This window comes from Rathayibacter sp. AY1C5, assembly GCF_002931705.1.
Lineage (GTDB): Bacteria > Actinomycetota > Actinomycetes > Actinomycetales > Microbacteriaceae > Rathayibacter.
Map to the genome: position 1 here is coordinate 78,477 of NZ_PSWD01000006.1, position 25,811 is coordinate 104,287.

A 25,811-nucleotide genomic window follows, 5' to 3' on the forward strand; every position below is an offset into this window, starting at 1 on the left:
GGCTCAGCGCGGAGCGGAGAGGGTCGACTCGATCAGGTCGACGAGCCGCCCGGAGCCGTCGCGGACTCCCACGCGGGCAGCCCGGCGCGCCATCTCGTCGCGACGGGCGGTGTCGCCCAGGAGCGGTACGAGCTCCCGCTGGACCCAGCCGGGGAGGAAGGCGGCGTCCTCGACGAGGACCGCTCCCCCGGCGTTGACGACGCCGCGCGCGTTGTAGCGCTGCTCGCCGTTGCCGACCGGGTACGGGACGTAGACCGCGGGCAGGCCGAGGGCTGTCAGCTCGCTGACGGTCGCCGCCCCCGCGCGGGAGACGGCCACGTCCGCGGCGGACAGCGCGAGGTCCATCCGGTCGCAGTAGGCGAGGAGGTGGTAGCCGGCCACCCCCGGGTCCGTGATCTCGGCACGGTCGCCCGTGATGTGGAGGACCTGGAAGCCGGTGGCGACGAGATCCCGGGCGGCGGCGTGCACCGTCGCGTTGATCCGTCGAGCGCCGAGGGAGCCGCCGGTCACCAGGAGGGTCTGCCGGGACGGGTCGAGGCCCAGCGCCGCCATCGCCTCGTCGCGGCGCGCGGCCCGGTCGAGCTCGGCGATCTCGCGGCGCAGCGGCATGCCGACCACCCGCGCGTGCGGCAGGGGCGTGCCCTCGAAGGCCACGCCGACCGAGCGGGTCGCGCGCGCGCCGAGGCGGTTGGCGAGCCCGGGGCGCGCGTTGGCCTCGTGGACGGTGAAGGGGACGCCGGCGCGGCGGGCCGCCAGGTAGGCGGGTGCTGCCGCGTACCCTCCGAAGCCGACCACCGCGTCGATCCGCCGGTCGCGGATCGTCCGGACGATGCCGGCGATGGTCGCGCGGAAGGCTCCGGGGAACCGCAGCGCCGCCGCGTTCGGGCGGCGCGGGAACGGCAGCCGCGGGATCACCGAGAGCTCGTAGCCGCGGAGGGGGACGAGGCGCGCCTCGAGCCCCTCGGCGGTGCCGAGCACGAGCACTTCGTCGCGCGGGTTCCGCCTGCGGATCTCGTCGGCCGTCGCGAGCAGCGGATTGACGTGGCCGGCGGTGCCGCCGCCGGCGAGCAGGTAGCGGGTCACTCCGCCGCCGCCTTCCTGCGGCGCAGCACGCCAGCGCCGGGCAGGGGCGCGGTCTGGGTGCGGGCGAAGGAGAGGACGACGCCGATGGCGAGGAGCGAGCTGAGCAGGGCGGTGCCTCCGGAGGAGATCAGCGGCAGCGGGACCCCCAGCACCGGGAGCACCCCCAGGACGACGCCGATGTTGACGAACGCCTGGCCGATCAGCCAGACCATGATCGCGCCGGTGCTGATCCGCACGAACGGATCGGAGGACGCGTGGATGACGCGGAAGAAGGCGACCGCGAGGACCACGAACAGCGCCAGGACGACGATCGCTCCGATCAGCCCGAGCTCCTCGCCGATGATGGCGAAGATGTAGTCGTTGTCCGCGGCGGGCAGCCAGGACCACTTGGCCTTGGAGTTGCCGAGGCCCACGCCGAAGATCCCGCCGGAGGCCATCGCCCAGGTGCCGTGCACCGGCTGCCAGCACGAGTTCTGGTACTCCTCGACGTTGGAGCAGTCGCCGAGGAAGGACATGATCCGGGTGAGGCGGTTGTCGCTGGAGACGGCGAACAGCACCGCTCCGATCGCGCCGACCACCACGATCGGCACGAGGACCTTCATCTGGACGTTAGCGTAGAAGAGTGCGGCGAGGACGATGCCCGCCATGATCACGACCGTGCCCAGGTCGCCTCCGATGAGGACCAGTCCGATCGCCGCGCCGCCGACGATCAGGACGGGGATGAGCGCGTCCTTCCAGTCCTTCGGCGACCGGTAGCGGCGGGCGAGCAGGAGCCCCAGCCAGAGGGCGAGCGCGAGCTTGATGATCTCGGAGGGCTGCATGCTGAAGGCGCCGAGGCGGATCCAGTTGCGGTTCCCGCCGACGGAGTCGCCGAGCGGTGTGAAGAGCACGAGGCACTGGAGGACGCAGCCGGCGATGAGCAAGATCGGCGTCACGCGCTTCCACACGCCGAGGGGCAGCCGCGAGACCACCAGCATCATCGGGATCCCGAGGAGGGCGAACCCGCCCTGGCGCAGGAAGCCCCCGAAGGAGTCGTCGCTCGACACGTAGGAGGTGACCGACGAGGAGGAGAGCACCATCGTCAGTCCGAACAGCACCAGGAAGAGCGTGGTTCCGAAGAGGAGGTAGAAGTTCGGCGAGTGGGAGGCGAAGACCTTCGAGAGGACGATCCGCGCGGAGCGGGCCCCACTCCGGTCCTTCCCGCGCGGCTCAGTGCGCGAGCGGCCCGCGGGGCGGCTCGTCGTCGGAGCGGTCATCGGCTCCCCCTCCCAGGTGTGTCGCCACGGCGGCCGCGAAGGAGCGGCCCCGAGCCGCGTAGTCGAGGAACTGGTCCATCGAGGCCGCGGCGGGTGCGAGCAGGACGACGTCCCCCGAGCGGGCGAGCGTCGCGGCCGCCTCGACGGCCGCCTGCATCACCGCACCAGTGTCGTCCGGCACCGCCTCGCTCACGGGGAGGGCGGGCGCGTGTCGTCGGAATGCCGCGAGCAGCGCCGAGCGGTCGGCGCCGATCACCACGGCGCCCCGCAGGCGGCCGACGTGCGCGGCCACGAGGGCGTCCACGTCGACGCCCTTGAGCAGGCCGCCGACGACCCAGACGACCGACGGGTACGCGCGCAGCGAGGCGTCGGCGGCGTGCGGGTTCGTGGCCTTGGAGTCGTTCACCCAGGTCACCCCGTCGTGCTCGGCGACGACCTGGATGCGGTGGGCGTCGAGCTCGAAGGACGCCAGCGCGGTGCGGACGGCCGTGACCTCGATCCCGCACGCTCGGGAGAGCGCTGCCGCGGCGAGCACGTTCTGGACGATGTGCGGAGCGGCGAGGTTCCGAGCGGCGAGCTCGTCCACGGTGGTGATCTCGAGGGCACTGGTGCGGCGGTCCTCGAGGAAGGCGCGGTCGCAGAGGATGCCGTCGACGATCCCGAAGTCGCTCGGGCCGGGCACGCCGAGGCCGAACCCGATCGCCCGGGCGCCCTCCACCACCTCGGCGTCGAGCACCATCTGCTCGGTCGCCGCGTCGGCGCGGTTGTACACGCAGGCGACGCGGGTGCCGGCGTAGACCTTGCCCTTGGCTGCGCGGTAGGCGTCGAACGAACCGTGCCAGTCGAGGTGGTCGTCGGCGATGTTGAGGCACACGCTCGCGATCGGCTCGATCGCGCCCAGGTAGTGCAGCTGGTAGCTCGAGAGCTCCACGACGAGGACGTCGAAGCCCTGCGGGTCGCGGACCGCGTCGAGCACGGGCACGCCGATGTTGCCGCAGGGGGCGGCGCGGAGGCCGCCGGCCACGAGCATCGTCGCCGTGAGCTGGACGGTCGTGGTCTTCCCGTTGGTGCCGGTGACGGCCACCCATTCCGCCGGAGTGCCGTCGGCGCGCACGACCTTGTCACGGACGCGCCAGGCGAGCTCGACGTCGCCCCACACGGGGATCCCGGACTCCGCCGCCCACACGAGGATCGGGTGCGTCGGCCGGAAGCCGGGCGACACCACGACCAGCTCCGGTGCGAACGCGTGCAGCTCCTCCGGAGCGGAGTCGAGGCGGTCGGCCCGGTGCAGGCGGGCGCCGATCACCTCGAGCAGGCGCTCGCGCTCCTCGTCGGCGCGGTCGGCGAGGACCAGCACCTCGGAGCCGAGCTCGGTCAGGGTGTCGGCCACCGAGAACCCGGTGACGCCCAGGCCCAGCACGGCGACGCGCAGGCCGCGCCAGTCCGAGTGCCAGCTGCGGAGGGAGTCGGGACGGGCGGGATCGGTCATGCCAGCGACAGCCATTCCAGGTAGAAGAGCCCGACTCCGGCGGCGACGAAGATGCCGGCGATGATCCAGAACCGGACCACGACGGTGATCTCGGCCCAGCCCTTGAGCTCGAAGTGGTGGTGGAGCGGGCTCATCAGGAAGATGCGCTTGCCCCGGGTCAGCTTGAAGTAGATCCGCTGGAGGATGACCGAGCCGGTCACGATGACGAACAGGCCGCCGATGAGGATGACCAGCAGCTCGGTGCGGGTGAGGATCGCCAGGGCCGCGAGCGCGCCGCCGAGGCCGAGCGAGCCGGTGTCGCCCATGAAGATCTGCGCCGGCGAGGTGTTCCACCAGAGGAAGCCCACCAGGGCACCGGAGACGGCCGCCGCGATGATGGCCAGGTCGAACGGGTCGCTCACCTGGTAGCACTTGTCGACGACCTCGGGGTTGAGGTGCTGGTCGAAGCACCACTGGTTCGACTGCCAGAACCCGATGATGACGTAGGAGCCGATCGCGAGGATCGAGGACCCGGTCGCGAGTCCGTCGAGCCCGTCGGCGACGTTCACGCCGTTCGACGTGCTGGTGACGATGATGCAGATCCACAGCACGAACAGGCCGATGCCGATCCAGCCGAGGGAGGCGAAGTCGAACGGCAGGTCGCGGATGAACGAGATCGAGGTGGACGCGGGGGTGAGCCCGTTGGAGTCGCGGACCATGATCGCGATCACCGCGAAGGCCGCGGCGACGATGACCTGGCCGGCGATCTTCGCCCAGCCGCCGAGGCCGAGGCTGCGCTGGTTGCGGGTCTTCAGGAAGTCGTCGACGAAGCCGACGAGTCCGAGCCCGACCATCATGAAGAGCACCAGCAGGGCCGACGGCGCGATCGCCCGGTTGCCGAACAGCATCCCGAGGAAGTAGCCGACCACGGTGCCGATGATGATGACGATGCCGCCCATCGTCGCCGTGCCGTGCTTGACGTGGTGCGACTTCGGTCCGTCCTCGCGGATGAACTGGCCCCACTGCAGGCGGTGGAAGAGGCGGATGAACAGGGGCGTCATCAGGAGCGTGAAGGCTCCCGAGAACGCGCCGGACAGGAGGAGTGCCCTCATCGGTGACGCTCCCCGAGACGGTCGGCGAGGAAGCGCAGCCCCGCGGAGTTGGACGACTTGACCAGCACGGTGTCGCCGGGTCGCAGGTAGTCCTCGAGGAGGTCGAACGCCTCGTCGGAGGTCTCCGCGAAGACGGACTCGCCGCTCCACGACCCCTCGCGCTCGGCCGCGACGTGGATCCGGCGGGCGCCTCGGCCCACCACCACGATCTGGGAGATGTTGAGGCGCACGGCCAGCAGGCCCACGCGCTCGTGCTCCTCGTCGGCCCACTCGCCGAGCTCGCTCATCTCTCCCAGGACGGCGACGGTGCGCCCCCCGGGCTTCGCGATCTGGGCGAGGGTGCGCAGGGCGGCCGCGGTGGAGTCGGGACTCGCGTTGTACGCGTCGTTGATGATGCGGACGTCCTCGCCGCCCAGGACCTCCATGCGGCCGCGCTCGGCGAGGGTGACGGTCGCGAGAGCCTCGACGATCGCGGGCAGCGCCACTCCGACAGAGAGCGCGGCGGCGGTCGCCGCGAGGGCGTTCATCACGTGGTGCTCGCCGAGGACGCGCAGCAGGAGCTCGGCGCGAGCGGCCTCGCGGCCCTCCCCCGCCGAGACCTCGATGGCGAAGCGGGTGCCGTCGGCGGTCGCGTCGATATCGACGGCGCGGACGTCCGCGCTCTCGCCGCGGCCGAACCAGAGGACCCGGGCGGCGGTGCGGCCCGCCATCGAGGCGACCCGGCCATCGTCGGCGTTCAGCACGGCGACGTCGTCGGCGGTGAGGTCGGCGACCATCTCTGTCTTGGCCTCGAGCGTGCGCTCGATCCCGCCGAACTCGCCGGCGTGCGCGAGGCCCACGGCGAGGACGACGCCGACGTCGGGCCTGGCCATCCGGACGAGGCGGCGGATCTCGCCGACCGCGCTCGCGCCCATCTCGGCGACGAGGAAGCGCGTCGACTCGGACACCTGGAGCATCGTGATCGGCGCGCCGACCTCGTTGTTGAAGGATCCGCGCGGAGCGACCGTCTCTCCGACCCGCTCGAGGACGGTGCGGAGGAGGTTCTTGGTCGTCGTCTTGCCGTTCGAGCCGGTGACGCCGATGACGGTGAGCCCGCCCTTCGCGCGGACGCGCCGGACGACCTCGGTCGCCAGCGCTCCGAGCGCCTCGACGGAGTCGTCGACGAGGACCTGCGGCACGTCGAGGTCGAGCGGGCGCTCCACGATGAGGAGCGCGGCACCGCGCTCGAGAGCGGCGGGAGCGAAGAGGTGGCCGTCGGTGTGCTCGCCGCGCTTGGCGACGAAGATCCCGCCGGGCGCGATCTCGCGGGAGTCGGTCTCGGTCGCTCCGTCGATCACGGTGGCGGCCGTGGCGGACGAGCCGGCCAGGTGGAGGCGTCCGGAGACGGCCTCGGCGATCTCGGTGAGGGTGAGGGCGATCATCTACAGCCAGCCCGCCTCGCGCAGCGCGTGACGGACGTCGTCTCTGGCCGAATACGGCATGTGCACTCCTGCGATCTCCTGGTGGTCCTCGTGGCCGGGCCCGGCGTAGAGGATCGAGTCCCCTTCGCGCGCGAGGGCGACGGCGGCGCGCACGGCGGCGCGCGGGTCGGCGATCTCGTGGATCTCCCGGTCGGGCACGGCGGCCCGGGCGCCCTGGAGGAGCGCGGCGCGGATGGCGGCCGGATCCTCCCAGCGCGGGTGGAAGTCGGTGACGACAACGACGTCGGCGAGGCGGGCGGCGATGGCGCCCATGTCGCTCCGCTTGGTCGTGTCGCGGTCCCCGTCCGCCCCGAACACCATGAACAGGCGGCCGGGCGTGATGGTCCGCAGCGCCTCGAGCGCGTTCTGGAACGCGTCGGGGGTGTGGCCGTAGTCGACGTAGACGCGCGGTCCGCGCTCCCCCGAGACGAGCTCCGCGCGGCCCGGGATGTAGACGTCGAGACGACTGTCCTCGAGCGCGTGCGCGACGGCGTCCAGGTCGAAGCCCGACTCCACCAGCATCACGATCGCCAGCGCGGCGTTGGACGCCATGTACCAGCCGATCAGCGAGACGGTGACGACGACGGAGCGGTTCTCGGGCCCCTCCAGGCGGAAGGTGGTGCTGTCGGGCGTCGCGTCCAGCACCGTCATCGACCAGTCGGCGGGCGTCGTCGGGGCGACTCCGACGACCGGAGAGCCGGCGAGCGTCGCGACGGGGATGCGGCTGCGCTCGGCGAGCTCGCGCCCCCAGGCGCTGTCGACCGTGACGACGCCGCGGCGTGCGCGCTCCGGCTCGAAGAGGTCGGCCTTGGCCTCGAAGTACTCGCGCAGATCGGAGTAGTCGTCGAGGTGGTCGTGGCTGAGGTTCGTGAAGCCGACGACGTCGAAGACGAGGCCGTCGATCCGGTGCCGCGTGAGCGCCTGCGCCGACACCTCGATGGAGACCGCGCGGACGGCGGACTCGCGCATCCGAGCGAGCAGGCCGTGCAGCTCGCTCGCCTCGGGAGTGGTCAGCGAGCTGACCACGGCGACGTCGCCGATCCGGCGCTCGGCGGTGGAGCTGAGGCCGGAGACGACTCCGAGCCGGCGCAGCAGCGCGTCGAGGATGTAGACGACGCTCGTCTTGCCGTTGGTCCCCGTCACGCCGAAGAGCGTCGGGACGTCCTCGCGGGTGCGGTGGATCCACGCGGCGACGTCGCCGAGGGCGGCCCGCGGGTCGGGGGTCACCAGCACGGGCAGGCCGCTGTCGGCGGCGAGCTCCGCTCCGGCCGGGTCGGTCAGCACGGCGACGGCTCCGGACGCCGCGGCGGCCGACGCGAAGGCCGCGCCATGGGCACGGCGTCCTGCGACACCGACGTAGAGGTCCCCGGACTCGACCTGGTTCGAGTCCAGCGTGACTCCGCTCACCTCGACGCCCTCGAGGCCGCGGACCGGGCCGAGGGAGAACTCGGCCACGAGCTGCGAGAGGCTCCGCGGCACGGGGTGCTCGGGGCGGAGGGAGGACTGCGGGCGAGGGTCGTGCACTGCCCGCTCTTTCTCTCGTTCTGGTGCGTGGATCGTGGTCCCGGCGGGGCTCACCACGTCGTCGGGTACTCGACGGGCGGCACCGTGGACGGCTCCACCCGGTTGGTCTTGAGCACCTGGGTCATGACCTGCTGGAAGACGGGAGCCGTCGCCTGGGACGTGTTCATCTTAACCGGATCGGCGATGGTGACCGTCACGACGTACTCCGGGTCCTCCGCCGGCGCGAGCCCGGCGAGCGAGACGGTGTAGCTCTTCGAGTAGCCGCCCTTGCCGTCGGGCTGCTGCGCGGTACCGGTCTTGGTGGCGATGTTGTAGCCGTCGACGTGGATGTCGTTCGCCAGCCAGCCCTCGTTGTAGTGCGTCTGCAGCATGTCGACGACCTGCTTCGCGGCCGAGCTCGACACCACCTGGGTGCCCGTCGCATCGGGGACGTCCACGACGGAGCCGTCGGCCGTGGTGCAGCCGTCGATCAGCTGCGACGGGAGCCGCACTCCGCCGTTGCCGAGCGTCTGGTAGATGCTCGCGACCTGCACCGCGGTCGCCGAGACGCCCTGGCCGAACATCGTCGTGTAGTTCGTCTGGTTGTCCCAGTCCTGGTAGTCGGCGAGCAGGCCGCCCTCCTCGCCGGGGAAGCCGCTCGTGGTGGGCGTGCCGAGACCGAACTTCTGCAGGTAGTCGTAGCGGGTCTGGGCCGACAGGCGGGAGCCGAGCATCGAGATGCCGACGTTCGACGAGTCCTTGAGGATGCCGGTCAGCGTGTAGTTCGTCGGGGTGTGCGCGAAGTCGTCGCTGAACGAGGCGCCGTCCTTCTCGAAGGAGTCCGGGACGACGACCTGGGTCGTCGGGCCCGCCTGGCCCTGGTCGATCAGCATCGCGGCCGTCATCGGCTTGAAGGTCGAGCCCGGCTCGAACGGCGCGCGGAACGCGCGCGAGCTGCGGTCGGCGGAGGCGCTCGCCTCGACGTTGTTGGGGTCGACGGTCGGCGTCTCGGCCACGGCGAGCAGCTTGCCGGTCTTGACCTCCTGCACCACGACGATCCCGTAGCTGCCGCCGACCTCGGCGACGCGCTGCGAGAGGACCTGCTGGGAGTAGTACTGGAGGTCGGAGTCGATGGTGAGCTTCAGCGTCCCGCCGTCGACGGCCGGGGTCTCCGAGACGGTGCTGCCCGGGATCCGGACGTAGTCGGCGCTGCGCTCGTAGCTCTCGGACCCGTTCTGCCCCGCGAGGCAGGTGTTCTCCGCGTACTCCATGCCCTCCTGGGCCGCTCCGTCCGCCCCGACGTAGCCGACGAGGTTGCCGGCCACCGCGCCGTTGGGGTAGCTGCGTCCCTGCTGGGTCTCGAAGTAGGTCCACGGGATGTCGAGCGCGACAAGCTTCTGGTAGGCCTCGAGGTCGAGCCCCTCCGAGAGGATCAGGTAGTTGGCCTTGGCGTCCTTCGCGAGCGCGGCGTCCACCGCTCCGGTGATCTGCTCGACCGACTGCCCGGTGATCGCGCCGATCTCGGAGGCGGCCTGCTGCACGCTGACCATGACCTTCTGGTCCTCGCCCAGCTCGCGCGGGAACTCGGCCACGTTCTTCGGCGAGGTGGTCAGCCGGTAGCGCGTGGTGGTGTCCGCGAGCACCGTCCCGGAGCGGTCCACGATGGGGCCGCGCTGACCGTAGGTGACGACGCTGTTCGACTGGTTCTGGGCGGCCGCATCGGTGAGCTCGTTCGCCCGCACGATCTGGATGTCCACCAGCTTGCCGATGAAGAGTCCGACGACGGCGACGATGATGACGAACGTGACGGCCGTGCGGCGTCTGCTCGAGCGGTGGTGTCTCACTGCGGCGGTGTCCTTCTTGCTCCGGGCGGGCGGGCCGCCGTTCGTCGGGTCCGGATGGTCGTCGTGCGCCCCGCGGGGCGGGTGCCCGCACGGAGGCGGTCCGCGACGCCGTGCGTCAGTGCGTGATGGGCGCGGGCAGCTCGCCCTGCAACGGTACGGCCGCACCGTCGACAGCCGGGGAGGACGCGCTCGCGCCGGGCTGGAGAGCCGGGACGAGGGCGTTGGGCACGAGCGGCGCGGAGGCGGTGCCCGCGACTTCGCTCGACGCGGCGGAGGAGGGGTCGCCCAGCACGGCGCCGTCCGAGAGGCGGAGGTAGACCGGCGCGGTGTTGGCGACCATGCCCAGGCCCTGAGCGGCGGTGGCGAGGTTCTGCGGCGAGCTCAGCGTGTCGACGGCGTCCTGCTTCTCCGCGTTGCTGCGGGTGAGCGACTTCTGCTCGGTCTGCAGCGCCGAGATCTGGTAGGCCCCCTGCGAGAGGCCGACGCTCACCAGGAGCTGGACGACGATGATCGCGAAGAGGCCGGCGACGGCGACGATCCCGTAGACGAGCTTCGGGCGCGACTGCGCCTGACCGGCCGGGACGGCCTCGATGCGGGGGCGGGGCGCCTCCTCCTCGGGGCGTGCTCGGCGGGCGGTGTCGATGACGGCGGGGTCGATGACGGCGGTGGCGCTCATGCGGTGCTCCTGATCCTCTCGGCCGCGCGCAGACGCACGGGTGTCGCTCGGGGGTTGCGGGCCTTCTCGTCGTCGGAGGCGAGCTCGGCTCCGCGGATGACGAGTCGGAACTCGGGTCGGTGCTCCGGCAGCTCCATCGGGAGGCCGGCCGGGGCGGTGGAGGAGGACGCGGCCTGGAGCGCGCGCTTGACGATCCGGTCCTCGAGCGACTGGTACGCCTCGACGACGATCCGCCCGCCCTCGTTGATCCGGCCCAGCGCGGCGGGGATCGCCCGCTCGAGGACGGACAGCTCCTGGTTGACCTCGATCCGCAGCGCCTGGAAGACGCGCTTGGCGGGGTGGCCGTTCCGCTGGATCGCGACCGGGGTCGCCGCCTGGATGATCTCGACGAGACGGCCGGAGCGCTCCAGCGGAGCCTCGCGACGGGCCTCCACGATCTTCTTGGCGTAGCGCGCGGCGAGGCGCTCCTCGCCGTACTCGTGGAAGATGCGGCGCAGGGCGGTCTCGTCGTAGTCGGCGATGATGCTCGCCGCCGTGAGCGGGGCGGTCGAGTCCATCCGCATGTCGAGCGGCGCGTCCTTGGAGTAGGAGAACCCGCGCTCGGTCTCGTCGAGCTGGAGCGAGGAGACGCCGAGGTCGAAGAGCGCTCCGTCGATCGTGTCGATGCCCAGCTCGTCGAGCACGTCGGGCAGCTCGTCGTAGACGGCGTGCACGAGGTCGATCCTGGAGGCGTGGGCGGAGAGCCGCTCCCCCGCGAGCTGCAGCGCCTCCGGGTCGCGGTCCAGGCCCACGAGGTGCAGGCCGGGGAAGCGCTCGAGCAGCGCGAGCGAGTGCCCGCCCATGCCGAGCGTCGCGTCGACGACGACCGCCCCGTCGCGCTCCAGCGCCGGAGCGAGGAGCTCGACGCAGCGCTCGAGCAGCACCGGGAGGTGCCGCTCCTCGGTCGGGCGCGGAGCGCCCTTCGGAGTGTTCTCTGCCATGGCGGTCCCGCCGTTCCCGTTCCTGTCGTCCGATCCCCATCCACCTCGCGTCCGGACACCGGGGAAGGTGCGTCCGGGCGCCGAGTGGCTGGGAGTCGCGCGACAGGACCTAGAACAGGCCGGGGATCACCTCCTCCTGGGTGTCGGAGAACACGGACTCCTGCTCCTGCAGGTAGGTCTCCCAGGCGCCCTGCGCCCAGATCTCGGCGCGGTTGCCCGCTCCGATGACGGTGAGGTCGCGGTCGAGGCCGGCGTAGGCGCGCAGCGGAGCCGGGAGGGTCACGCGGTTCTGCTTGTCCGGCGTCTCGGCGCTCGCGCCCGAGAGGAACACCCGGAGGAAGTCCCGCGCCTGCTTGCTGGTCACCGGCGCCTGCCGGATCTTCTCGTGCATCACCTCGAACTCGGCCTGGCTGAACACGTACAGGCACCGCTCCTGGCCGCGCGTGACGACGACTCCGGAGGAGAGCTCGTCGCGGAACTTGGCGGGGAGGATCACGCGGCCCTTCTCGTCGAGCTTGGGGGAATAGGTGCCGAGGAACACGGACTGCCCCCCACTTCTTCCGGCCAAGGATGGTGTGTCCTCCACAGTACTCCACTTCCCCCCACTCACAACCCCGGCGCGGCGCGGGGCGCGCCGGAGAGGCCCCGGTCATCCGCGTGTTTCCGCGGAATCGCGACAGTGGGGCGAAGTGGAGGGGGAATGCCGCGGGAGGGAGGCCGCGGGCACGAAAAAAGGGCCGATCCGTGAGGATCGACCCTGTGGTGGAGCGGAGGGGAGGCTAGCCGCGCCCGTCTCCGCGGTTGTCCCACCTGTCGTTCAGACGGTCCATGAAGCCGGACCCCTGGCGGTTGCCCGAGCGGGGCTTCGACGGACGGCCGACGTCGGGCAGGCCGGGCTCGGAGGAGCCGCCGGCGGCCGGGCGCATGGCCACGATCACGCCGCCGAGCATGAAGGCGAACCCGAGGATGCCGACGAGGGGCTGGCGCACGACCACGCCCGCGACGAGCACGGCGAGACCGAGGATGCCGAGGAGGATGCCGAGCACGAGGGCCCGGTAGTTGGTGCCGCCGCGTCCCTTGCCGACCGCCGCCACGAAATCGGCGTCGTTCTGGTAGAGGTTCCGCTCCATCTCATCGAGGAGCCGTTGCTCGTGTTCCGAAAGCGGCATCGTGACCCCTTCAGGGTGCGGCGTCGACCCTTTCGGGGATCGGCACCGGAATAGGCGGCGTCTGGGCTCGACCGGTCGGGCGGCGCTTCAGTGTAGACCGAGCCCGACGCAGGCACCAGGCACCTTCGGTGCATAGGCTGGTCGGGTGAACCACAGCTCTCGACTGGTCGATCGCGTCCAGCTCCGAATCGATGAATTCCTCACCGGGCGCACGCCAATTCTGCGCTCCATAGGAGAGGACGTCTCCGCCCTCGGCGACCTTTCGCGGGACTTTCTCAGCGGGGGCAAGCGGTTCCGCGCGCGCTTCTGCGAGGCGGGCTGGAACGCCGTGTCGAGCACCTCGAGCGAGGCCCATCCGAGCGGCTCCGATCCGATCGCGAGGGTGGGCGCCGGCCTGGAGCTGTTCCACGCCGCCGCTCTCGTCCACGACGACGTGATCGACAACTCCGACACCCGCCGCGGCGCTCCCGCGGCGCACCGGCGCTTCTCCTCCTTCCACGCCGACGGCGGCTGGACCGGCGACCGCGACGAGTTCGGCCGCTCCTCCGCGATCCTCCTCGGCGACCTCCTCCTGGTCTGGTCGGACGAGATCTTCGCCGCGGCGGAGTGGTCGCTCGGGGATCGAGTCGCGGCCGAGCGCGCGCGCGCCGAGTTCAACCTGATGCGCACCGAGGTCACGCTGGGCCAGTACCTCGACATCCTCGAGGAGAGCGCGTGGGTGCAGCACCCCGAGCACGAGCACCTGCAGCGGGCGGAGCGGGTGGTGGTCTACAAGAGCGCGAAGTACAGCATCGAGGCGCCGCTGGTGATCGGCGGCTCCCTCGCCGGCGGCGACGACGCTCAGCTGGACGCCCTGCGCCGCTTCGGGCTCCCGGTCGGGATCGCCTTCCAGCTGCGCGACGACGTCCTCGGAGTCTTCGGCGACCCGGCGGTGACGGGAAAGCCGGCCGGCGACGATCTGCGGGAGGGCAAGCGCACCGTGCTGCTCGGCCTCGCCCGCGGCGCGTGCTCGCCGGGCGAGCGGGCCGAGCTCGACGCGGTCGTGGGCCGGAACGACGCCGACGCGGCGTCCATCGCGCGGGCGCAGGAGATCATCGCGGGCAGCGGCGCCCTCGAGCGGCTCGAGGAGCGCATCGACCAGGAGGTGGCCGCGGCGATCGCGGTCCTCCCCGACGCGCCGCTCCGCACGGAGGGCGTGGCGGAGCTGCGCGAGCTGGCCGCCCAGGTCACGGTCCGCACCTCCTAGGAGCGGACCGGCGGGATCAGGCCAGGGCCTGGGCGACCCGCCGGACCTCGGCCTTGCGGCCGGCGCGGAGGGCGACGATCGGGCTCGTGCCCAGGCTCTCCTCGACCGTCAGCATCCAGTCGACCGCCTCGTCGTCGGTGAAGCCGGAGTCGGCGAGCAGGATCGCGGTGCCGCGGATCTCGCTCATCGGCTCCCCGTCGCGGAGGAAGAGGGCGGGGACCTTCAGCACGCCGTCGCGGCGGGTGCCGAGCAGGTGGCGCTCCTCGAGGAGGCGGCGGACCCGGCCGGCGCCGAGCCCGGTCAGCTCCACGAGGTCGGGGACGGTCAGCCACTCGAGCTCGGAATCGGTCGAGGTGGCGGGGGAAGCGGACGAGTCGGTCACGCGTCAAGACTGCCACGAGCCCGGAGGGCCGCCAACTGCGGGCGCCCCGGAGAAGGAGTCGGGCCCGTCCTGCGCCGCCCGGGCGTCGCTCACCGGTTCCCCCGGGGGTCTTGCCTAGACTCGTCGCGTGACCACCAGCCAGCTCGACCCTCTCCTCGGCCGTCTCGTCGACGGCCGGTACGAGGTGCGCTCGAGGATCGCCCGCGGCGGCATGGCGACGGTCTACCTCGCGCACGATCAGCGCCTCGAGCGCCGCGTGGCGATGAAGGTCATGCACGGCCACCTCTCCGACGACGCGACGTTCAAGAACCGCTTCGTCCAGGAGGCGCGCTCCGCCGCCCGTCTCGCCCACCCGAACGTGGTCAGCGTCTTCGACCAGGGCCAGGACTCGGACATGGCCTACCTGGTGATGGAGTACCTCCCCGGGATCACCCTGCGCGACCTGCTCAAGGAGCGCGGCCGGCTGACCGCCCAGCAGGTCGTCGACATCATGCACTCCGTGCTCTCGGGTCTCGCCGCCGCGCACCGCGCCGGGATCCTCCACCGCGACCTCAAGCCCGAGAACGTGCTCCTCGCCGACGACGGCCGGATCAAGATCGGCGACTTCGGCCTCGCGCGCGCCGCCTCCGCCAACACCGCCTCCGGTCAGGCCCTCCTCGGCACGATCGCCTACCTCTCCCCCGAGCTGGTCACGCGGGGCACCGCCGACACCCGCAGCGACATCTACGCCATCGGGATCATGATCTACGAGATGCTCACCGGAGAGCAGCCCTTCACGGGCGAGCAGCCGATGCAGATCGCGTACCAGCACGCGAACGACTCCGTCCCGTACCCCAGCGCGACGGTCGCCTCCGTCCCCACCTCGCTCGACGAGCTCGTCCTCTGGGCGACCGAGCGCGACCCGGACATGCGGCCCCGCGACGCCGGTGTCATGCTCGCGCAGCTGCTCGAGGCCGAGCGGCTCATGGGCATCACACCGAGCGACCGCCGCGGCGACACGCAGGCGGTCACCCCGCTCCCGGCGCCCGTCGCCGATCCGGCGCCCGCGACGGCCGTCTTCGATCCGGCGGAGCCCGGGCAGACCTCGGTCTTCGACCCGGCGCCGGCGCCCGGAGCGGTACTCGTGGTCGACGAGGACGACGACACCGTCGCCCGGCTCGCGAGCAGGCGCCGCGTCCGACGGCGTCGCGGCGTCCTGCTCACGGTGGTCGTGCTCCTCCTGGCGCTCATCGGCGGCGGGACGGCCTGGTGGTTCGGCGAGGGACCCGGCGCGATCGTGTCGATCCCGGACGTCGTCAGCCAGTCGCAGCAGGACGCGACGGCCCAGCTGCAGGCGCAGGGCTTCGAGGTGCAGCCGCAGGAGACGCCCGACCTCACCGTGCCCGCGGGGACGGTGGTGAGCTCCGATCCGCCCGGCGGGCTGGGGGTGCACAAGGGCTCCGTCATCACGCTGACCGTCTCGAGCGGGCCGCGCCAGCTGCCGGTCCCGTCTCTTGCCGGCCTCTCGGAGGCCGACGCTGCCGCCGCGGTGACGGGCGGCTCCTTCACCGTCGGCGACGTCTCGAAGATCTTCGACGCCGACGTCGACGCCGGTGTGGTCGTCTCCGCCTCGCTGCCGGACGGATCGGCGCTGCCCGAGACGATGTCCGAGACCAGCACCATCGCGATGGTGGTGAGCCTCGGACCGATCCCGAACGTCGTCGGCCTCTCGATCGACGACGCGACGGCGAAGGCGGAGGCGGCCGGTCTCGCCCTCGACCGCAGCGGCGAGGACTGGAGCGACACCGTGGCCGCGGGCGTCGTCCTCACGCAGGCGAACCCGGAGGCGCCCGCCGTGACCGGCGACACCGTCTCGGTCGTCGTGTCGAAGGGGCCCGAGCCCGTCGCCGTGCCGAACGTCGTGGGGATGAACCGCGACGAGGCGAAGGCGGCCCTCGAGGCGGCGGACCTGTCGTGGAGCTACTCCCTGACGACGCTCGGCCCGCTGATCGACGCGGCGCCGAACGAGCTGACCAAGGTCACGAACCAGTCCAACAAGGCCGGCGATCTCGTGCAGCGCGGCACGACGATCCAGCTGTCGATCACCATCACGACCTGACGCCGCCGGTCGAGCCCTCAACGAGGACTCGACCGGCGGTCGGGGTCGGATCAGATCGCGCGGCCCCGGAGCTCCTCCGCCACGAGGAACGCGAGCTCGAGCGACTGCATGTGGTTGAGGCGCGGGTCGCAGACCGACTCGTACCGGGTGGCGAGCGTCGCCTCGTCGATGTGCTCCGAGCCGCCGAGGCACTCGGTGACGTCGTCGCCCGTGAGCTCGACGTGGATGCCGCCCGGGTGCGTCCCCGCGGCGCGGTGCGCCTCGAAGAAGCCCTTGACCTCGTCGACCACGTCGTCGAAGCGACGGGTCTTGTAGCCGGTCGGCGTCGTCAGCCCGTTGCCGTGCATCGGATCGGTCACCCACAGCGGCAGGGCGTCGCTCCGCTTGACGGCCTCGAGCAGCGGCGGGAGGGCGTCGCGGATCCTCCCGGCACCCATGCGGGTGATGAAGGTGAGGCGACCGGGCTCCCGCTCGGGGTCGAGCTTGTCGATCAGCTCGAGCATCGTCTCGGGCGTGGTCGACGGGCCGAGCTTCACGCCGATCGGGTTGCGCACCCGCGACAGGAAGTCGACGTGCGCGCCGTCGAGCTCGCGGGTGCGCTCGCCGATCCAGATGAAGTGGCTGGAGGTGTTGTACGGCGTGCCGGTCCGCGAGTCGATGCGCGTCATGGGGCGCTCGTAGTCCATCAGCAGGCCCTCGTGGCCGGTGTAGAACTCGGTGCGCTTCATGCCCTCGAAGTCGGCCCCGCACGCCACCATGAACTTGACCGCGCGGTCGATCTCGCGGGCCAGCTGCTCGTAGCGCTGGTTCTGCGGGTTCTCGGTGAAGCCCTTGTTCCAGTAGTGGACGAGGCGCAGGTCGGCGAATCCGCCCTGCGTGAAGGCGCGGATGAGGTTCAGCGTCGAGGCGGCGGTGTGGTAGCCCTGCACGATGCGACGCGGGTCCGCGGCGCGCGACTCCGGGGTGAAGTCGTAGCCGTTGACGATGTCGCCGCGGTAGGCGGGCAGGGTCACGTCGCCGCGGGTCTCGAGGTCGCTCGAGCGCGGCTTCGCGAACTGGCCGGCCATCCGGCCCATCTTGATGACGGGCATGCTCGCGCCGTAGGTCAGGACGACGGCCATCTGCAGCACGGTCTTGACGCGGTTGCGGATCTGCTCGGCGGTCGCTCCGGCGAAGGTCTCGGCGCAGTCGCCGCCCTGCAGGAGGAACGCCTCGCCGCGGGCCGCGGCTCCGAGACGCTCGCGCAGCTGGTCCACCTCGCCGGCGAACACCAGCGGAGGGAGCGCGGCCACCTCGGCGGACGCCGCTCGCACGGCCTCCGCATCGGGCCACTGCGGCTGCTGCTTGATCTCGAGCTCGCGCCAATAGTCCAGGCCGGCGACCACGGAGGGGGCGGCGAGGACGTACGGTTCGTTCGGATCGATGACCACGAGGGTGTTCCCGGTTCTGACGGGCGCCAGCGGCGCGCGGAGGGCCGCCGTCCGGACGGACGGCAGCGGTTGACGAGCTTATAGCCTGGCAGGGCGCTCGGCCGGGAGGGGCCCCCGGCGTCGAGCGGGCGCTCAGCGGGTGAGGGCCGCGCGCTTCTCCTTGACCGAGGTCGCGTAGACGTCGAGGTACTCCTGGCCACTCAGGGCGAGGAGCTCGTACATGATCTCGTCGGTGATCGAGCGGAGGATGAACCGGTCGCCCTCCATGCCCTCGAAGCGGCTGAAGTCGAGCGGCTCCCCGAAGACGATGCCGATGCGGCCCAGCTTCGGCAGGCGCTTGCCGATGGGCATGATGCGCGCGGTGTCGATCATGGCGACCGGGATGACGGGCACGCGGGCCTCGAGGACCATGCGCGCGACACCGGTGCGGCCGCGGTACATGCGGCCGTCGGGGCTGCGCGTGCCCTCGGGATAGATGCCCAGGGCGTGGCCGCCCGCGAGGACGCGGAGGCCCGTGTTGAGCGAGGCCTCCGACGCCTTGCCACCGGAGCGGTCGATGGGCAGCATCCCCGTGGCGGTGAAGAACGTCCGCGTCGCCCAGCCCTTGAGGCCCTTGCCGGTGAAGTAGTCGCTCTTGGCGAGGAAGACCATGTTCCGCTCGATCACCAGCGGGAGGATCACGGAGTCGATGAAGGAGAGGTGGTTGCTCGCGAGGATCACGCCGCCGTTCTGCGGCACCTTGTCGGCGCCGACCACCCACGGCCGGAAGATCGTCTTCAGGAGCGGGCCCGCGACAATGTGCTTCATGAACCAGTAGAACATCGGGCTCCTCGGCGGTGCGGCGGATCGGGCGCGGCGGGTGCCGCTAGAGGGAGCTCGCGTGCAGGCGCGCCAGGTCGGCGGCCCCCACGACTCCGGCGTCATTGACGAGCTCCGCGATGCGGAACTCGGGCTCGGGGTGGTAGCCCCGGGCGGGGAGGTTGTCGAGGTAGGCCTGGCGGATGGGGTCCAGCAGGAGGTCGCCCGCCTGCGCCACTCCGCCGCCGATGACGAACATCTGCGGGTCGAGGACGGCGCTCAGGCTGGCCGCCGCCTCGCCCAGCCAGTGGCCGAGCTGTCGCAGCGCCGCGAGGGCGCCGAGGTCGCCGGCGGTGATCAGCTCGGAGATGAGGTGGCCGTTCAGCTCGCCGCCGTTGCGGGCGCGGGCGTCGGCGATGCCCTGGCCGATCCCGCCCGCGTCGGCCAGCTCGCCGGCGAAGCGCTGGAGCGCGCGGCCCGAGCCGTACTGCTCGATGCAGCCGCGGGCGCCGCAGCCGCAGGGCAGGCCTCCGGGGACGACGCGCATGTGCCCGATCTCGGCCGCGGCGCCGAAGCCGCCGCGCAGGAGCCGGTCGTTGATGACGATCGCGCCACCCACTCCGGTGCCGATGGTGAGCATCAGCATGTCGCTGACGAGGCGGCCCGAGCCGTAGCGGAACTCGGCCCAGCCGGCGGCGTTCGCATCGTTCTCGATGATGATCGGCAGGTCGATGCGGGCCGAGAGCTTCTCGCGGAAGGGCTCGTTGCGCCAGTTGATGTTCGGGGCGTAGTAGACGATCGACTGCGAGGCGTCGATGAAGCCGGCGGCGGCGACTCCGACCGCGGAGACGTCTCCCGGGAGCAGGCCGGAGCGCAGATGCTCGACCATCTCGACCACGACGTCGACGATCAGCTCGGGGTGCCCGGCAGGAGTGGGCCGACGGTCCTCGCGGAGGATCCCCCCGAACTCGTCGACCAGGGCTCCGGCGATCTTCGTGCCGCCGATGTCGATCCCGATCGCGTGCACGCGAACCGCCTTCCCGTCGCCACCGGCGCGGCAGCGTCGGCGGGCCGCCCTGAGCGGCGGCCAGGACGAGTGTAGTGACCGCGAGCGCTCCGATGCGGCTCAGCGGCGAGACCCGGCGACGCGTGTCGGCCCTCCTCGCGGAGCCACCCCTGGATCGTTACCCTGAACGGATCCACAGCTTGCGCCGCGCCGGTAGGGTGGAGACGACGTTCATTCAGGTACCGAAGGAGTTGCCGTGGACCAGTTCGATTCCCCCCTGGTGGTTCCGGCCGATCCCCAGGCCAACACGACCGCCCTCCTGCTGGACCGCGTCCGCGAGACACCCGATCGCCCGCTCTTCGCGCTGCCCGACGGCGACGGCTGGCGCGATGTGACGGCGCAGGAGTTCCTCGACCAGGTCACGGCCCTCGCGAAGGGCTTCGTCGCCGCCGGCCTCGAGCCGGGCGAGAAGGTCGGGCTGATCTGCAAGACGCGCTACGAGTGGACGCTGATCGACTTCGCCGTCTGGTTCGCCGGCGGGATCCTCGTCCCGGTGTACGAGACCTCCTCCCCCGCGCAGGTGCAGTGGAACCTCGCCGACTCCGGCGCGCACGCCGTGATCGTCGAGACTCCCGAGCACTTCGCCCGCTTCGACGAGATCCGCGCCGACCTTCCCGAGGTCCGACTCGCCTGGCAGATCGGGCTGGGCGATCTGGACAAGCTCGTCGCGCGCGGCGTCGACGTGCCGGACGCCGAGATCGAGCGCCGCCGCTCGCTGGCGACCGGCACCGACATCGCGACGATCATCTACACCTCCGGCTCCACCGGCCGCCCCAAGGGCTGCATCATCCGGCACTCGAACTTCGTCGAGCTCAGCCGCAACTCGGCGGTCGCCCTGACGGAGCTGATCCACCAGCCCGGCGCGTCGACGCTGCTGTTCATCACCACGGCGCACGTGTTCGCCCGCTTCATCGCGATCCTCTGCGTGCACGGCGGGGTGAAGGTGGGGCACCAGGCCGACACCAGGCAGCTGCTCCCCTCGCTCGCGTCCTTCAAGCCGACGTTCCTCCTGGCCGTGCCGCGCGTGTTCGAGAAGGTCTACAACTCCGCCGAGCAGAAGGCCGAGGCCGGGGGGAAGGGGAAGATCTTCCGCCGCGCGGCCGACGTCGCCGTCGCCCACTCGATGGCGCTCGAGGCGGGCTCGGTGCCGCTCGCGCTGAAGCTGCAGTTCCTCCTCTTCGACCGGCTCGTCTACTCGAAGCTGCGCACCGCCATGGGCGGGAACGTCCGCTTCGCGGTGTCCGGCTCGGCGCCGCTGGGGGACCGGCTCGGGCACTTCTTCCACAGCCTCGGCATCAAGATCCTCGAGGGCTACGGCCTCACGGAGACGACGGCGCCCGCCACGGTCAACCGCACCGAGCGGTTCAAGATCGGCTCGGTGGGCCCGGCGATGCCCGGGGTCTCGATCCGGATCGCGGGCGACGGCGAGATCCAGGTGCGCGGGATCGACGTCTTCGGCGGCTACTGGAACAACGAGGCGGCGACGGCCGAGTCCTTCGACGGCGAGTGGTTCCGCACGGGCGACCTCGGAACCCTGGACGAGGACGGGTACCTGCGCGTCACCGGGCGGAAGAAGGAGATCATCGTCACCGCCGGCGGCAAGAACGTCGCTCCGGCGGCGCTGGAGGATCCGATCCGCGCGAACCCGCTGGTCGGCCAGGTCGTCGTCGTCGGCGACCAGCGCCCGTTCATCGCCGCACTGGTCACGCTCGACTCCGAGATGCTGCCGACGTGGCTCGCGAACAACGGGCAGGACAAGGGTCTCTCACTCGAGGACGCGGCCGTGAACCCGGTCGTTCTGGCCGAGGTGCAGCGGGCCGTCGACGCGGCGAACGAGCGCGTGTCCCGTGCAGAGTCGATCCGGAAGTTCGTGATCCTCCCGACCGAGTTCACGGAGGCGAGCGGTCACCTGACTCCGAAGATGAGCATCAAGCGCAACGTCATCCTCGCCGACTTCGCCGACACCATCGCCGCCGTCTACTCCGCCGCCCCCGCCACCGAGGGCATCTCCCTCCGCTGACCCCGCGCTCTCCCCGCGTCACCAGCAGGCCGTCCCGATCGCAGCCGCCTCCGGGACAGCGCGCCCAGCTCTATCCCGTCGGCGGAACGCCCGACGCTCTCCTCGACGCGCCCCTGTCGCGGTGCCGACCGCGCCGGGCCGGGCAGGGACCGGCTCCCCCTCAACACAGCCGTATCCGGAAAAGCGCGTCCCAGCGCTTTCCCGTCGGCGGAACGCACGACGCTCGACGGAACGCGCCCACCTCGAAAGGCCGACCGCGCGGAGCCGGGCAAGGACCGGCTCCCCTCGACACAGCCGTATCCGGTGAAGCGCGTGCCAGCGCTTCACCGTCGGTGGAACGCACGACGCTCCACGGAACGCGCCCACCTCGAGCGGCCGACTGCGCGGAGCCGGGCAAGGACTGGCTCCCCCTCAACACAGCCGTATCCGGAAAAGCGCGTCCCAGCGCTTTCCCGTCGGCGGAACGCACGACGCTCCACGGAACGCCCCCACCTCGCTGAGCCGACCGCGCCGGGCCGGGCAGGGACCGCCCCCCCTCGACACAGCCGTATCCGGGAAAGCGCGTCCCAGCGCTTTCCCGTCGGCGGAACGCACGACGCTCCACCGAACGCGCCCACCTCGAAAAGCCGACCGCGCCGAGCCGGGCAAGGACCGGCTCGGAATCCGACTCAGAACCAGTCGGATTCCCGGACGGCCTTCATGGCGGCGCGGCGGTCGTCCTGGGAGAGGCGGTCGAGGTAGAGGCGTCCGTCGAGGTGGTCGCATTCGTGCTGGAGGGCCTGGGCCATGAGGCCGTCGCCTTCGAGGACGATCTCGTTGCCGTCGAGGTCGGTGCCGCGGACCTTCGCGTGCGGGTAGCGGATCGCGGGGTACCAGAGGTTCGGGACGGAGAGGCAGCCCTCGTCGACCGGTCGCGGGTCTCCGCTGAGCTCGATGATCTCGGGGTTGAGGATGTAGCCGATGACGCCGTCGACGTTGTAGCTGAAGGCGCGGAGGTTGACGCCGATCTGGGGGGCTGCGACGCCGGCGCGTCCGGGCGGGCGGACGCTGTCGACGAGGTCCTCGACGAGGCCGCGGACGCCGGCGTCGACCGTCTCGATGGTCGTGGACGGGGTCTTCAGCACCGGGTCCCCGAAGATGCGGATCTGGCGTTCGGTCATGTGGTGCGCTCCCTCAGGGCCTCCTCCGCGCTCAGGAGGGCGTTCTCGACGACTTCGCTCGCTGCGGGGTGCGGCCAGTACTGGCTGCGGGCGAGTCCGCGGATGCCGGTGCCGGCGCTGGCGGCCTGGACGAGCGGCTGAATGAGGATACTGGCCTGCGGCCCGATGATGTGCGCGCCGAGGAGGGCGCCGTCGAGTCCGACGACCAGGAGGCAGGCGCTGGAGTCGTCCTCGAGCGCCCAGCCGAAGGCGGTGGAGCCGTACTCCTGGGTGACGGTGACGACGTCCAGGCCCTGGTCCCGCGCTTCGGCCGCGGTGAGCCCGAAGTGGGCGATCTGCGGGTGGGCGAAGATCGCGCCGGGCACCGGCGAGAGGGTGTCGGAGAGCATCTCGCCCGGGTGCAGGAGGTTGTGCGCCACGAGGCGCGCCTCGTGGTTGGCGACGTGCTTGAGCTGCCAGCGGGACGACACGTCGCCGAGGGCGAAGAGGCCGGGCACGGGGCGTCCGCCGGAGAGGACGCGCTGCTCGGGGTCGACGCTGATCCGGCCGTCCTCGTGCAGATCGATCCCGACGGAGGCGGCGGCGACCGTGTCGCTGTTGGGGTCGCGGCCGAGGGCGACGAGGAGCAGGTCGGTCTCGACCGTCGTGCCGTCGCTGAGGGCGACGCGGAGCCCGTCAGGGCGGGCGTCGACGCTCTCGGCGCTCACTCCGGTGAGCACCGTGTACCGCTCGGCGGCGATCCCGGTGAACCGGCGCGAGACGTCCTCGTCGAGGGCGCGGAGGAGGCGGTCGCCGCGGACGGCGACGGTCACGGCCGTGCCGAAGGAGGAGAAGACGTGGGCGAACTCGACGGCTACCGCGCCGCCGCCGAGGATCAGCATCCGCTCGGGGAGCTCGTCGAGCCGCATGACGGAGGAGGAGTCCTGGATGCGGGGGTCCGGCTCGTACGCGGCGAGGAGCGGCCTGGGCCGCGAGCCGGCGGCCACGACCACCTGCGGCGCACTGATGCGGGCACCGCTGGCGCTGACGAGGACGTGCGGGCGGTCGCCGTCTCCGAGCGACTCGAAGCCGAAGCTCTCGCGGAGGACGGTCACGTTCGGGGAGCGCTGATCGCGGTACTCGAAACCGCCCTCGCTGATCGCGTCGATCCGGCCGAACACCCGGTCGCGCACCTCGGCCCACTCGGGGCGGCGGAGGCGGGAGTGGACGCCGATCGGGCCGCCCTGGTCGACGTCGGTGACCACGTCGGCGACGTGGACGAACATCTTGGTCGGGATGCAGCCGGCGTTGAGGCAGGTGCCGCCGAACCACTCCCCGTCGTCGAGGATCGCGACCCGCAGGCCGTCGAACTCCGGACCGACGATCGAGTTGCCGGAGCCGGCCCCGACGACGATCAGGTCGAAGGCGTCGGTGGACGCGTCGGGCCCGTCGGTGCGGTCCTGGTGCGCGGCGGACGCCGCCCCGGAAGCCCGGGGCTCAGACACGTCGGACCGGCATGCCCTCGACCACGAGCGCGGCGAGCAGGCGCGCGGCGTCCTTCGTGCCCTCGCGCAGCTGCTCCCACTTCACCACGGAGCCGGCGGCGAGCACCGGGTCGTAGGGGATCCGGACGATGTCGCGGACGCGGGAGCGGAAGTGCGACTCGATCTCCTCCAGCTTCACCAGGCTCGTGCCCTGCGTCGCCGTGTTGAGCGCGACGACCGCGTTGCGCACCAGGGCGCCGTAGCCGTTCGCGTCCAGCCAGGTGAGGGTCTCGGAGGCCAGGCGGGCCTCGTCGACGCTGCCGCCCGAGACGATCACCACCGTGTCGGCGCGCTGCAGCGTGGGCCGCATCACCGAGTGCACGATGCCCGTGCCGCAGTCGGTGAGCATGATCGAGTAGAAGCGCTCGACCAGGTCGGCGACCACGTTGTAGTCGTCCTCGTCGAAGGCCTCGGAGAGCTGCGGGTCGGTGTCGGAGGCGAGGACGTCGAGGCGGGTCTCGTCGCGGGAGACCATCGTCGAGAACTCGGTGAACCCGGTCACGCCGGCCGCGCGGTTCACGACGTCGCGGACGGTCGCCCGCGTCTGCTTGGGGACGCGCTCGGCCAGGGTGCCGCGGTCGGGGTTCGCGTCGACCGCGATGATGCGGTCCTCGCGCGCGTCGGCGAGGGCCATGCCCAGGAGCGTCGTGACCGTGGTCTTGCCGACGCCGCCCTTGCGGGTCATGACCGGGACGAAGCGGGTGCCGCCCTCGAACTGCCGGCCGATCCGCTCGTCCATCGCCTTCCACGCCTTCACCTTCGCGGAGTCGCCGAGGTTGACCGTGTGGAAGGTCAGGCCGTAGAGGAAGCGGTGCCAGCCGCCCGTGGGAGCGGGACGGGTCTTGCGGTTGACCTCCAGGAGCCTGTCCGGGGTGAGCATCGACGCCGACTCGGGGACGGCGGCGCTCGGCGCGGACGGGGCGGGAGCGGCGCTCGAGGACTCGGCGCGGAGGCGGTCGCGGCGCGTGGGGACGGCGGCGGGCTCCCCCGCGGACTCGGACGCCGCGGGCTTCTCGGCGGACTCCGCTCGGGCGGGGATCCCCGCCGAGACCGGTCCGTTCGCGCCGGACGGGTGAGCGGGAGCCGGTGAGGGGGTCGGAGCAGGACTCGGCTCCGGGGGCGCGAGAGCGTGCGAGCGCGAGGGCGGCAGGCCGAGGCGGCCGACGTCGATCGCGTCCTCGTCCTCGACCGGAGCGGGGGCGGTGGAGCGGCGCCGCGGGCCGGGCGGGGTGATCCGCACGCCGTCGGGCAGGAGGGTCGGAGCGGTGTCGCTCGCTCGCGGGGAGTACTGACCCGATTCCCGAGCCGCGTCCATGGCGGTCCGCGGCGTGGGACCGGTGCCGGTGTCGGGCTGTTCGTCGTTGCGCTCATCCATGCGAACGAGCCTCCTTCCGCTCAGGACGAGTGTACCGGCGGGCCCGGATCGCGCCGGGCGGCTTGGTCGGAGCGCGCTCCGACTGCTAGTGCGGCCCGCTTCCGGAGGCGGCGCGGACGGCGCGTGCAGCGAACGGTTAGGTTCTGCCGCCCGGAGGAACGT

At 71.8% G+C, this 25,811-nt stretch carries 21 protein-coding genes; 3 read left to right on the forward strand and 18 right to left on the reverse strand.

The genetic code is table 11. The features are described 5' to 3' along the window. Window positions 1–3 precede the first annotated feature (3 nt). The 11 genes from murG to C5C57_RS07265 form a co-directional block, all read right to left on the reverse strand. Window positions 4–1,083, reverse strand: a complete 1,080-nt coding sequence (gene murG, locus C5C57_RS07215) for an undecaprenyldiphospho-muramoylpentapeptide beta-N-acetylglucosaminyltransferase (protein WP_104247143.1) — start codon at window positions 1,081–1,083, stop codon at window positions 4–6. Next, window positions 1,080–2,339: a putative lipid II flippase FtsW gene (gene ftsW / locus C5C57_RS07220; protein WP_104222593.1), complete on the reverse strand. Its 1,260-nt coding sequence runs from the start codon at window positions 2,337–2,339 to the stop codon at window positions 1,080–1,082. Before ftsW ends, murG begins: the two co-directional genes overlap by 4 nt. Beyond that, window positions 2,293–3,843, reverse strand: coding sequence for a UDP-N-acetylmuramoyl-L-alanine--D-glutamate ligase (murD, locus tag C5C57_RS07225; protein WP_258065530.1), 1,551 nt, complete (start codon window positions 3,841–3,843; stop codon window positions 2,293–2,295). The genes ftsW and murD overlap by 47 nt, the downstream gene beginning before the upstream one ends. After that, complete coding sequence (mraY, locus tag C5C57_RS07230) at window positions 3,825–4,919, reverse strand: phospho-N-acetylmuramoyl-pentapeptide-transferase (RefSeq protein ID WP_104222591.1); 1,095 nt, start codon at window positions 4,917–4,919, stop codon at window positions 3,825–3,827. The genes murD and mraY overlap by 19 nt, the downstream gene beginning before the upstream one ends. Beyond that, entirely contained in the window at window positions 4,916–6,340 is a 1,425-nt protein-coding gene (gene murF / locus C5C57_RS07235; protein WP_104247145.1) for a UDP-N-acetylmuramoyl-tripeptide--D-alanyl-D-alanine ligase, read from the reverse strand. The genes mraY and murF overlap by 4 nt, the downstream gene beginning before the upstream one ends. After that, complete coding sequence (locus C5C57_RS07240; RefSeq protein WP_104238697.1) at window positions 6,341–7,903, reverse strand: Mur ligase family protein; 1,563 nt, start codon at window positions 7,901–7,903, stop codon at window positions 6,341–6,343. 50 nt (window positions 7,904–7,953) lie between these two features. Continuing rightward, window positions 7,954–9,726 carry a penicillin-binding protein 2 gene (locus C5C57_RS07245; protein WP_244229623.1) on the reverse strand — a complete coding sequence of 591 codons (1,773 nt, stop codon included), beginning with the start codon at window positions 9,724–9,726 and terminating at the stop codon, window positions 7,954–7,956. Between the two features lie 115 nt (window positions 9,727–9,841). After that, window positions 9,842–10,402 carry a hypothetical protein gene (locus C5C57_RS07250; RefSeq protein WP_104222588.1) on the reverse strand — a complete coding sequence of 187 codons (561 nt, stop codon included), beginning with the start codon at window positions 10,400–10,402 and terminating at the stop codon, window positions 9,842–9,844. Beyond that, window positions 10,399–11,382 (reverse strand): 16S rRNA (cytosine(1402)-N(4))-methyltransferase RsmH, encoded by a 984-nt coding sequence (rsmH, locus tag C5C57_RS07255; protein WP_104247146.1) that lies wholly within the window; start codon window positions 11,380–11,382, stop codon window positions 10,399–10,401. The genes C5C57_RS07250 and rsmH overlap by 4 nt, the downstream gene beginning before the upstream one ends. Before the next feature lie 109 nt (window positions 11,383–11,491). Further along, entirely contained in the window at window positions 11,492–11,923 is a 432-nt protein-coding gene (gene mraZ / locus C5C57_RS07260) for a division/cell wall cluster transcriptional repressor MraZ (RefSeq protein WP_104222586.1), read from the reverse strand. A gap of 238 nt (window positions 11,924–12,161) precedes the next feature. Further along, the gene (locus tag C5C57_RS07265) at window positions 12,162–12,551 is read right to left on the reverse strand and encodes a DUF3040 domain-containing protein (RefSeq protein WP_104233350.1); all 390 of its coding nucleotides are present in this window, start codon (window positions 12,549–12,551) and stop codon (window positions 12,162–12,164) included. A gap of 145 nt (window positions 12,552–12,696) precedes the next feature. Here C5C57_RS07265 and C5C57_RS07270 point away from each other — a divergent pair, with 145 nt between their 5' ends. Beyond that, window positions 12,697–13,797: a polyprenyl synthetase family protein gene (locus C5C57_RS07270; protein ID WP_104238695.1), complete on the forward strand. Its 1,101-nt coding sequence runs from the start codon at window positions 12,697–12,699 to the stop codon at window positions 13,795–13,797. A 16-nt stretch (window positions 13,798–13,813) separates the two neighbouring features. Here the strand turns inward: C5C57_RS07270 and C5C57_RS07275 are convergent, their stop codons facing one another. Then, complete coding sequence (locus tag C5C57_RS07275) at window positions 13,814–14,179, reverse strand: Rv2175c family DNA-binding protein (protein ID WP_104222583.1); 366 nt, start codon at window positions 14,177–14,179, stop codon at window positions 13,814–13,816. A gap of 127 nt (window positions 14,180–14,306) precedes the next feature. On the opposite strand from C5C57_RS07275, the gene pknB reads away from it, so the two are divergent. Next, on the forward strand, window positions 14,307–16,277 hold the full coding sequence (gene pknB / locus C5C57_RS07280) for a Stk1 family PASTA domain-containing Ser/Thr kinase (RefSeq protein ID WP_104247147.1): 1,971 nt from the start codon (window positions 14,307–14,309) through the stop codon (window positions 16,275–16,277). A gap of 50 nt (window positions 16,278–16,327) precedes the next feature. Here the strand turns inward: pknB and C5C57_RS07285 are convergent, their stop codons facing one another. The 3 genes from C5C57_RS07285 to C5C57_RS07295 form a co-directional block, all read right to left on the reverse strand. After that, a complete protein-coding gene (locus C5C57_RS07285; protein ID WP_104222617.1) occupies window positions 16,328–17,662 on the reverse strand; it encodes a class II 3-deoxy-7-phosphoheptulonate synthase in 1,335 nt (444 codons plus the stop codon). A 177-nt stretch (window positions 17,663–17,839) separates the two neighbouring features. Continuing rightward, window positions 17,840–18,529 (reverse strand): 1-acyl-sn-glycerol-3-phosphate acyltransferase, encoded by a 690-nt coding sequence (locus C5C57_RS07290; RefSeq protein ID WP_104222581.1) that lies wholly within the window; start codon window positions 18,527–18,529, stop codon window positions 17,840–17,842. Window positions 18,530–18,572: 43 nt separating this feature from the next. Further along, on the reverse strand, window positions 18,573–19,532 hold the full coding sequence (locus C5C57_RS07295; RefSeq protein ID WP_104222580.1) for an ROK family glucokinase: 960 nt from the start codon (window positions 19,530–19,532) through the stop codon (window positions 18,573–18,575). A gap of 235 nt (window positions 19,533–19,767) precedes the next feature. Here C5C57_RS07295 and C5C57_RS07300 point away from each other — a divergent pair, with 235 nt between their 5' ends. Then, on the forward strand, window positions 19,768–21,591 hold the full coding sequence (locus C5C57_RS07300; RefSeq protein WP_104247148.1) for a long-chain fatty acid--CoA ligase: 1,824 nt from the start codon (window positions 19,768–19,770) through the stop codon (window positions 21,589–21,591). Window positions 21,592–22,259: 668 nt separating this feature from the next. On the opposite strand, the gene def is transcribed toward C5C57_RS07300, so the two are convergent. The 3 genes from def to C5C57_RS07315 are packed head-to-tail and all read right to left on the reverse strand — an operon-like array spanning window position 22,260 to window position 25,649. After that, window positions 22,260–22,751 (reverse strand): peptide deformylase, encoded by a 492-nt coding sequence (gene def / locus C5C57_RS07305; protein WP_104225378.1) that lies wholly within the window; start codon window positions 22,749–22,751, stop codon window positions 22,260–22,262. Beyond that, on the reverse strand, window positions 22,748–24,235 hold the full coding sequence (locus tag C5C57_RS07310) for a mycothione reductase (RefSeq protein ID WP_104247149.1): 1,488 nt from the start codon (window positions 24,233–24,235) through the stop codon (window positions 22,748–22,750). The genes def and C5C57_RS07310 overlap by 4 nt, the downstream gene beginning before the upstream one ends. Beyond that, on the reverse strand, window positions 24,228–25,649 hold the full coding sequence (locus C5C57_RS07315; RefSeq protein ID WP_258063289.1) for a MinD/ParA family protein: 1,422 nt from the start codon (window positions 25,647–25,649) through the stop codon (window positions 24,228–24,230). Before C5C57_RS07315 ends, C5C57_RS07310 begins: the two co-directional genes overlap by 8 nt. Between the last annotated feature and the right edge of the window lie 162 nt (window positions 25,650–25,811).

Bases quoted from the DNA above. Each gene is read 5' to 3' on its own strand.
- ftsW (WP_104222593.1), bottom strand. From the start codon at position 2,339: ATGACCGCTCCGACGACGAGCCGCCCCGCGGGCCGCTCGCGCACTGAG.
- murD (WP_258065530.1), bottom strand. From the start codon at position 3,843: ATGGCTGTCGCTGGCATGACCGATCCCGCCCGTCCCGACTCCCTCCGC.
- mraY (WP_104222591.1), bottom strand. From the start codon at position 4,919: ATGAGGGCACTCCTCCTGTCCGGCGCGTTCTCGGGAGCCTTCACGCTC.
- murF (WP_104247145.1), bottom strand. From the start codon at position 6,340: ATGATCGCCCTCACCCTCACCGAGATCGCCGAGGCCGTCTCCGGACGC.
- C5C57_RS07250 (WP_104222588.1), bottom strand. From the start codon at position 10,402: ATGAGCGCCACCGCCGTCATCGACCCCGCCGTCATCGACACCGCCCGC.
- rsmH (WP_104247146.1), bottom strand. From the start codon at position 11,382: ATGGCAGAGAACACTCCGAAGGGCGCTCCGCGCCCGACCGAGGAGCGG.
- C5C57_RS07265 (WP_104233350.1), bottom strand. From the start codon at position 12,551: ATGCCGCTTTCGGAACACGAGCAACGGCTCCTCGATGAGATGGAGCGG.
- C5C57_RS07290 (WP_104222581.1), bottom strand. From the start codon at position 18,529: ATGTTCTACTGGTTCATGAAGCACATTGTCGCGGGCCCGCTCCTGAAG.
- def (WP_104225378.1), bottom strand. From the start codon at position 22,751: ATGACCGAACGCCAGATCCGCATCTTCGGGGACCCGGTGCTGAAGACC.
- C5C57_RS07315 (WP_258063289.1), bottom strand. From the start codon at position 25,649: ATGGATGAGCGCAACGACGAACAGCCCGACACCGGCACCGGTCCCACG.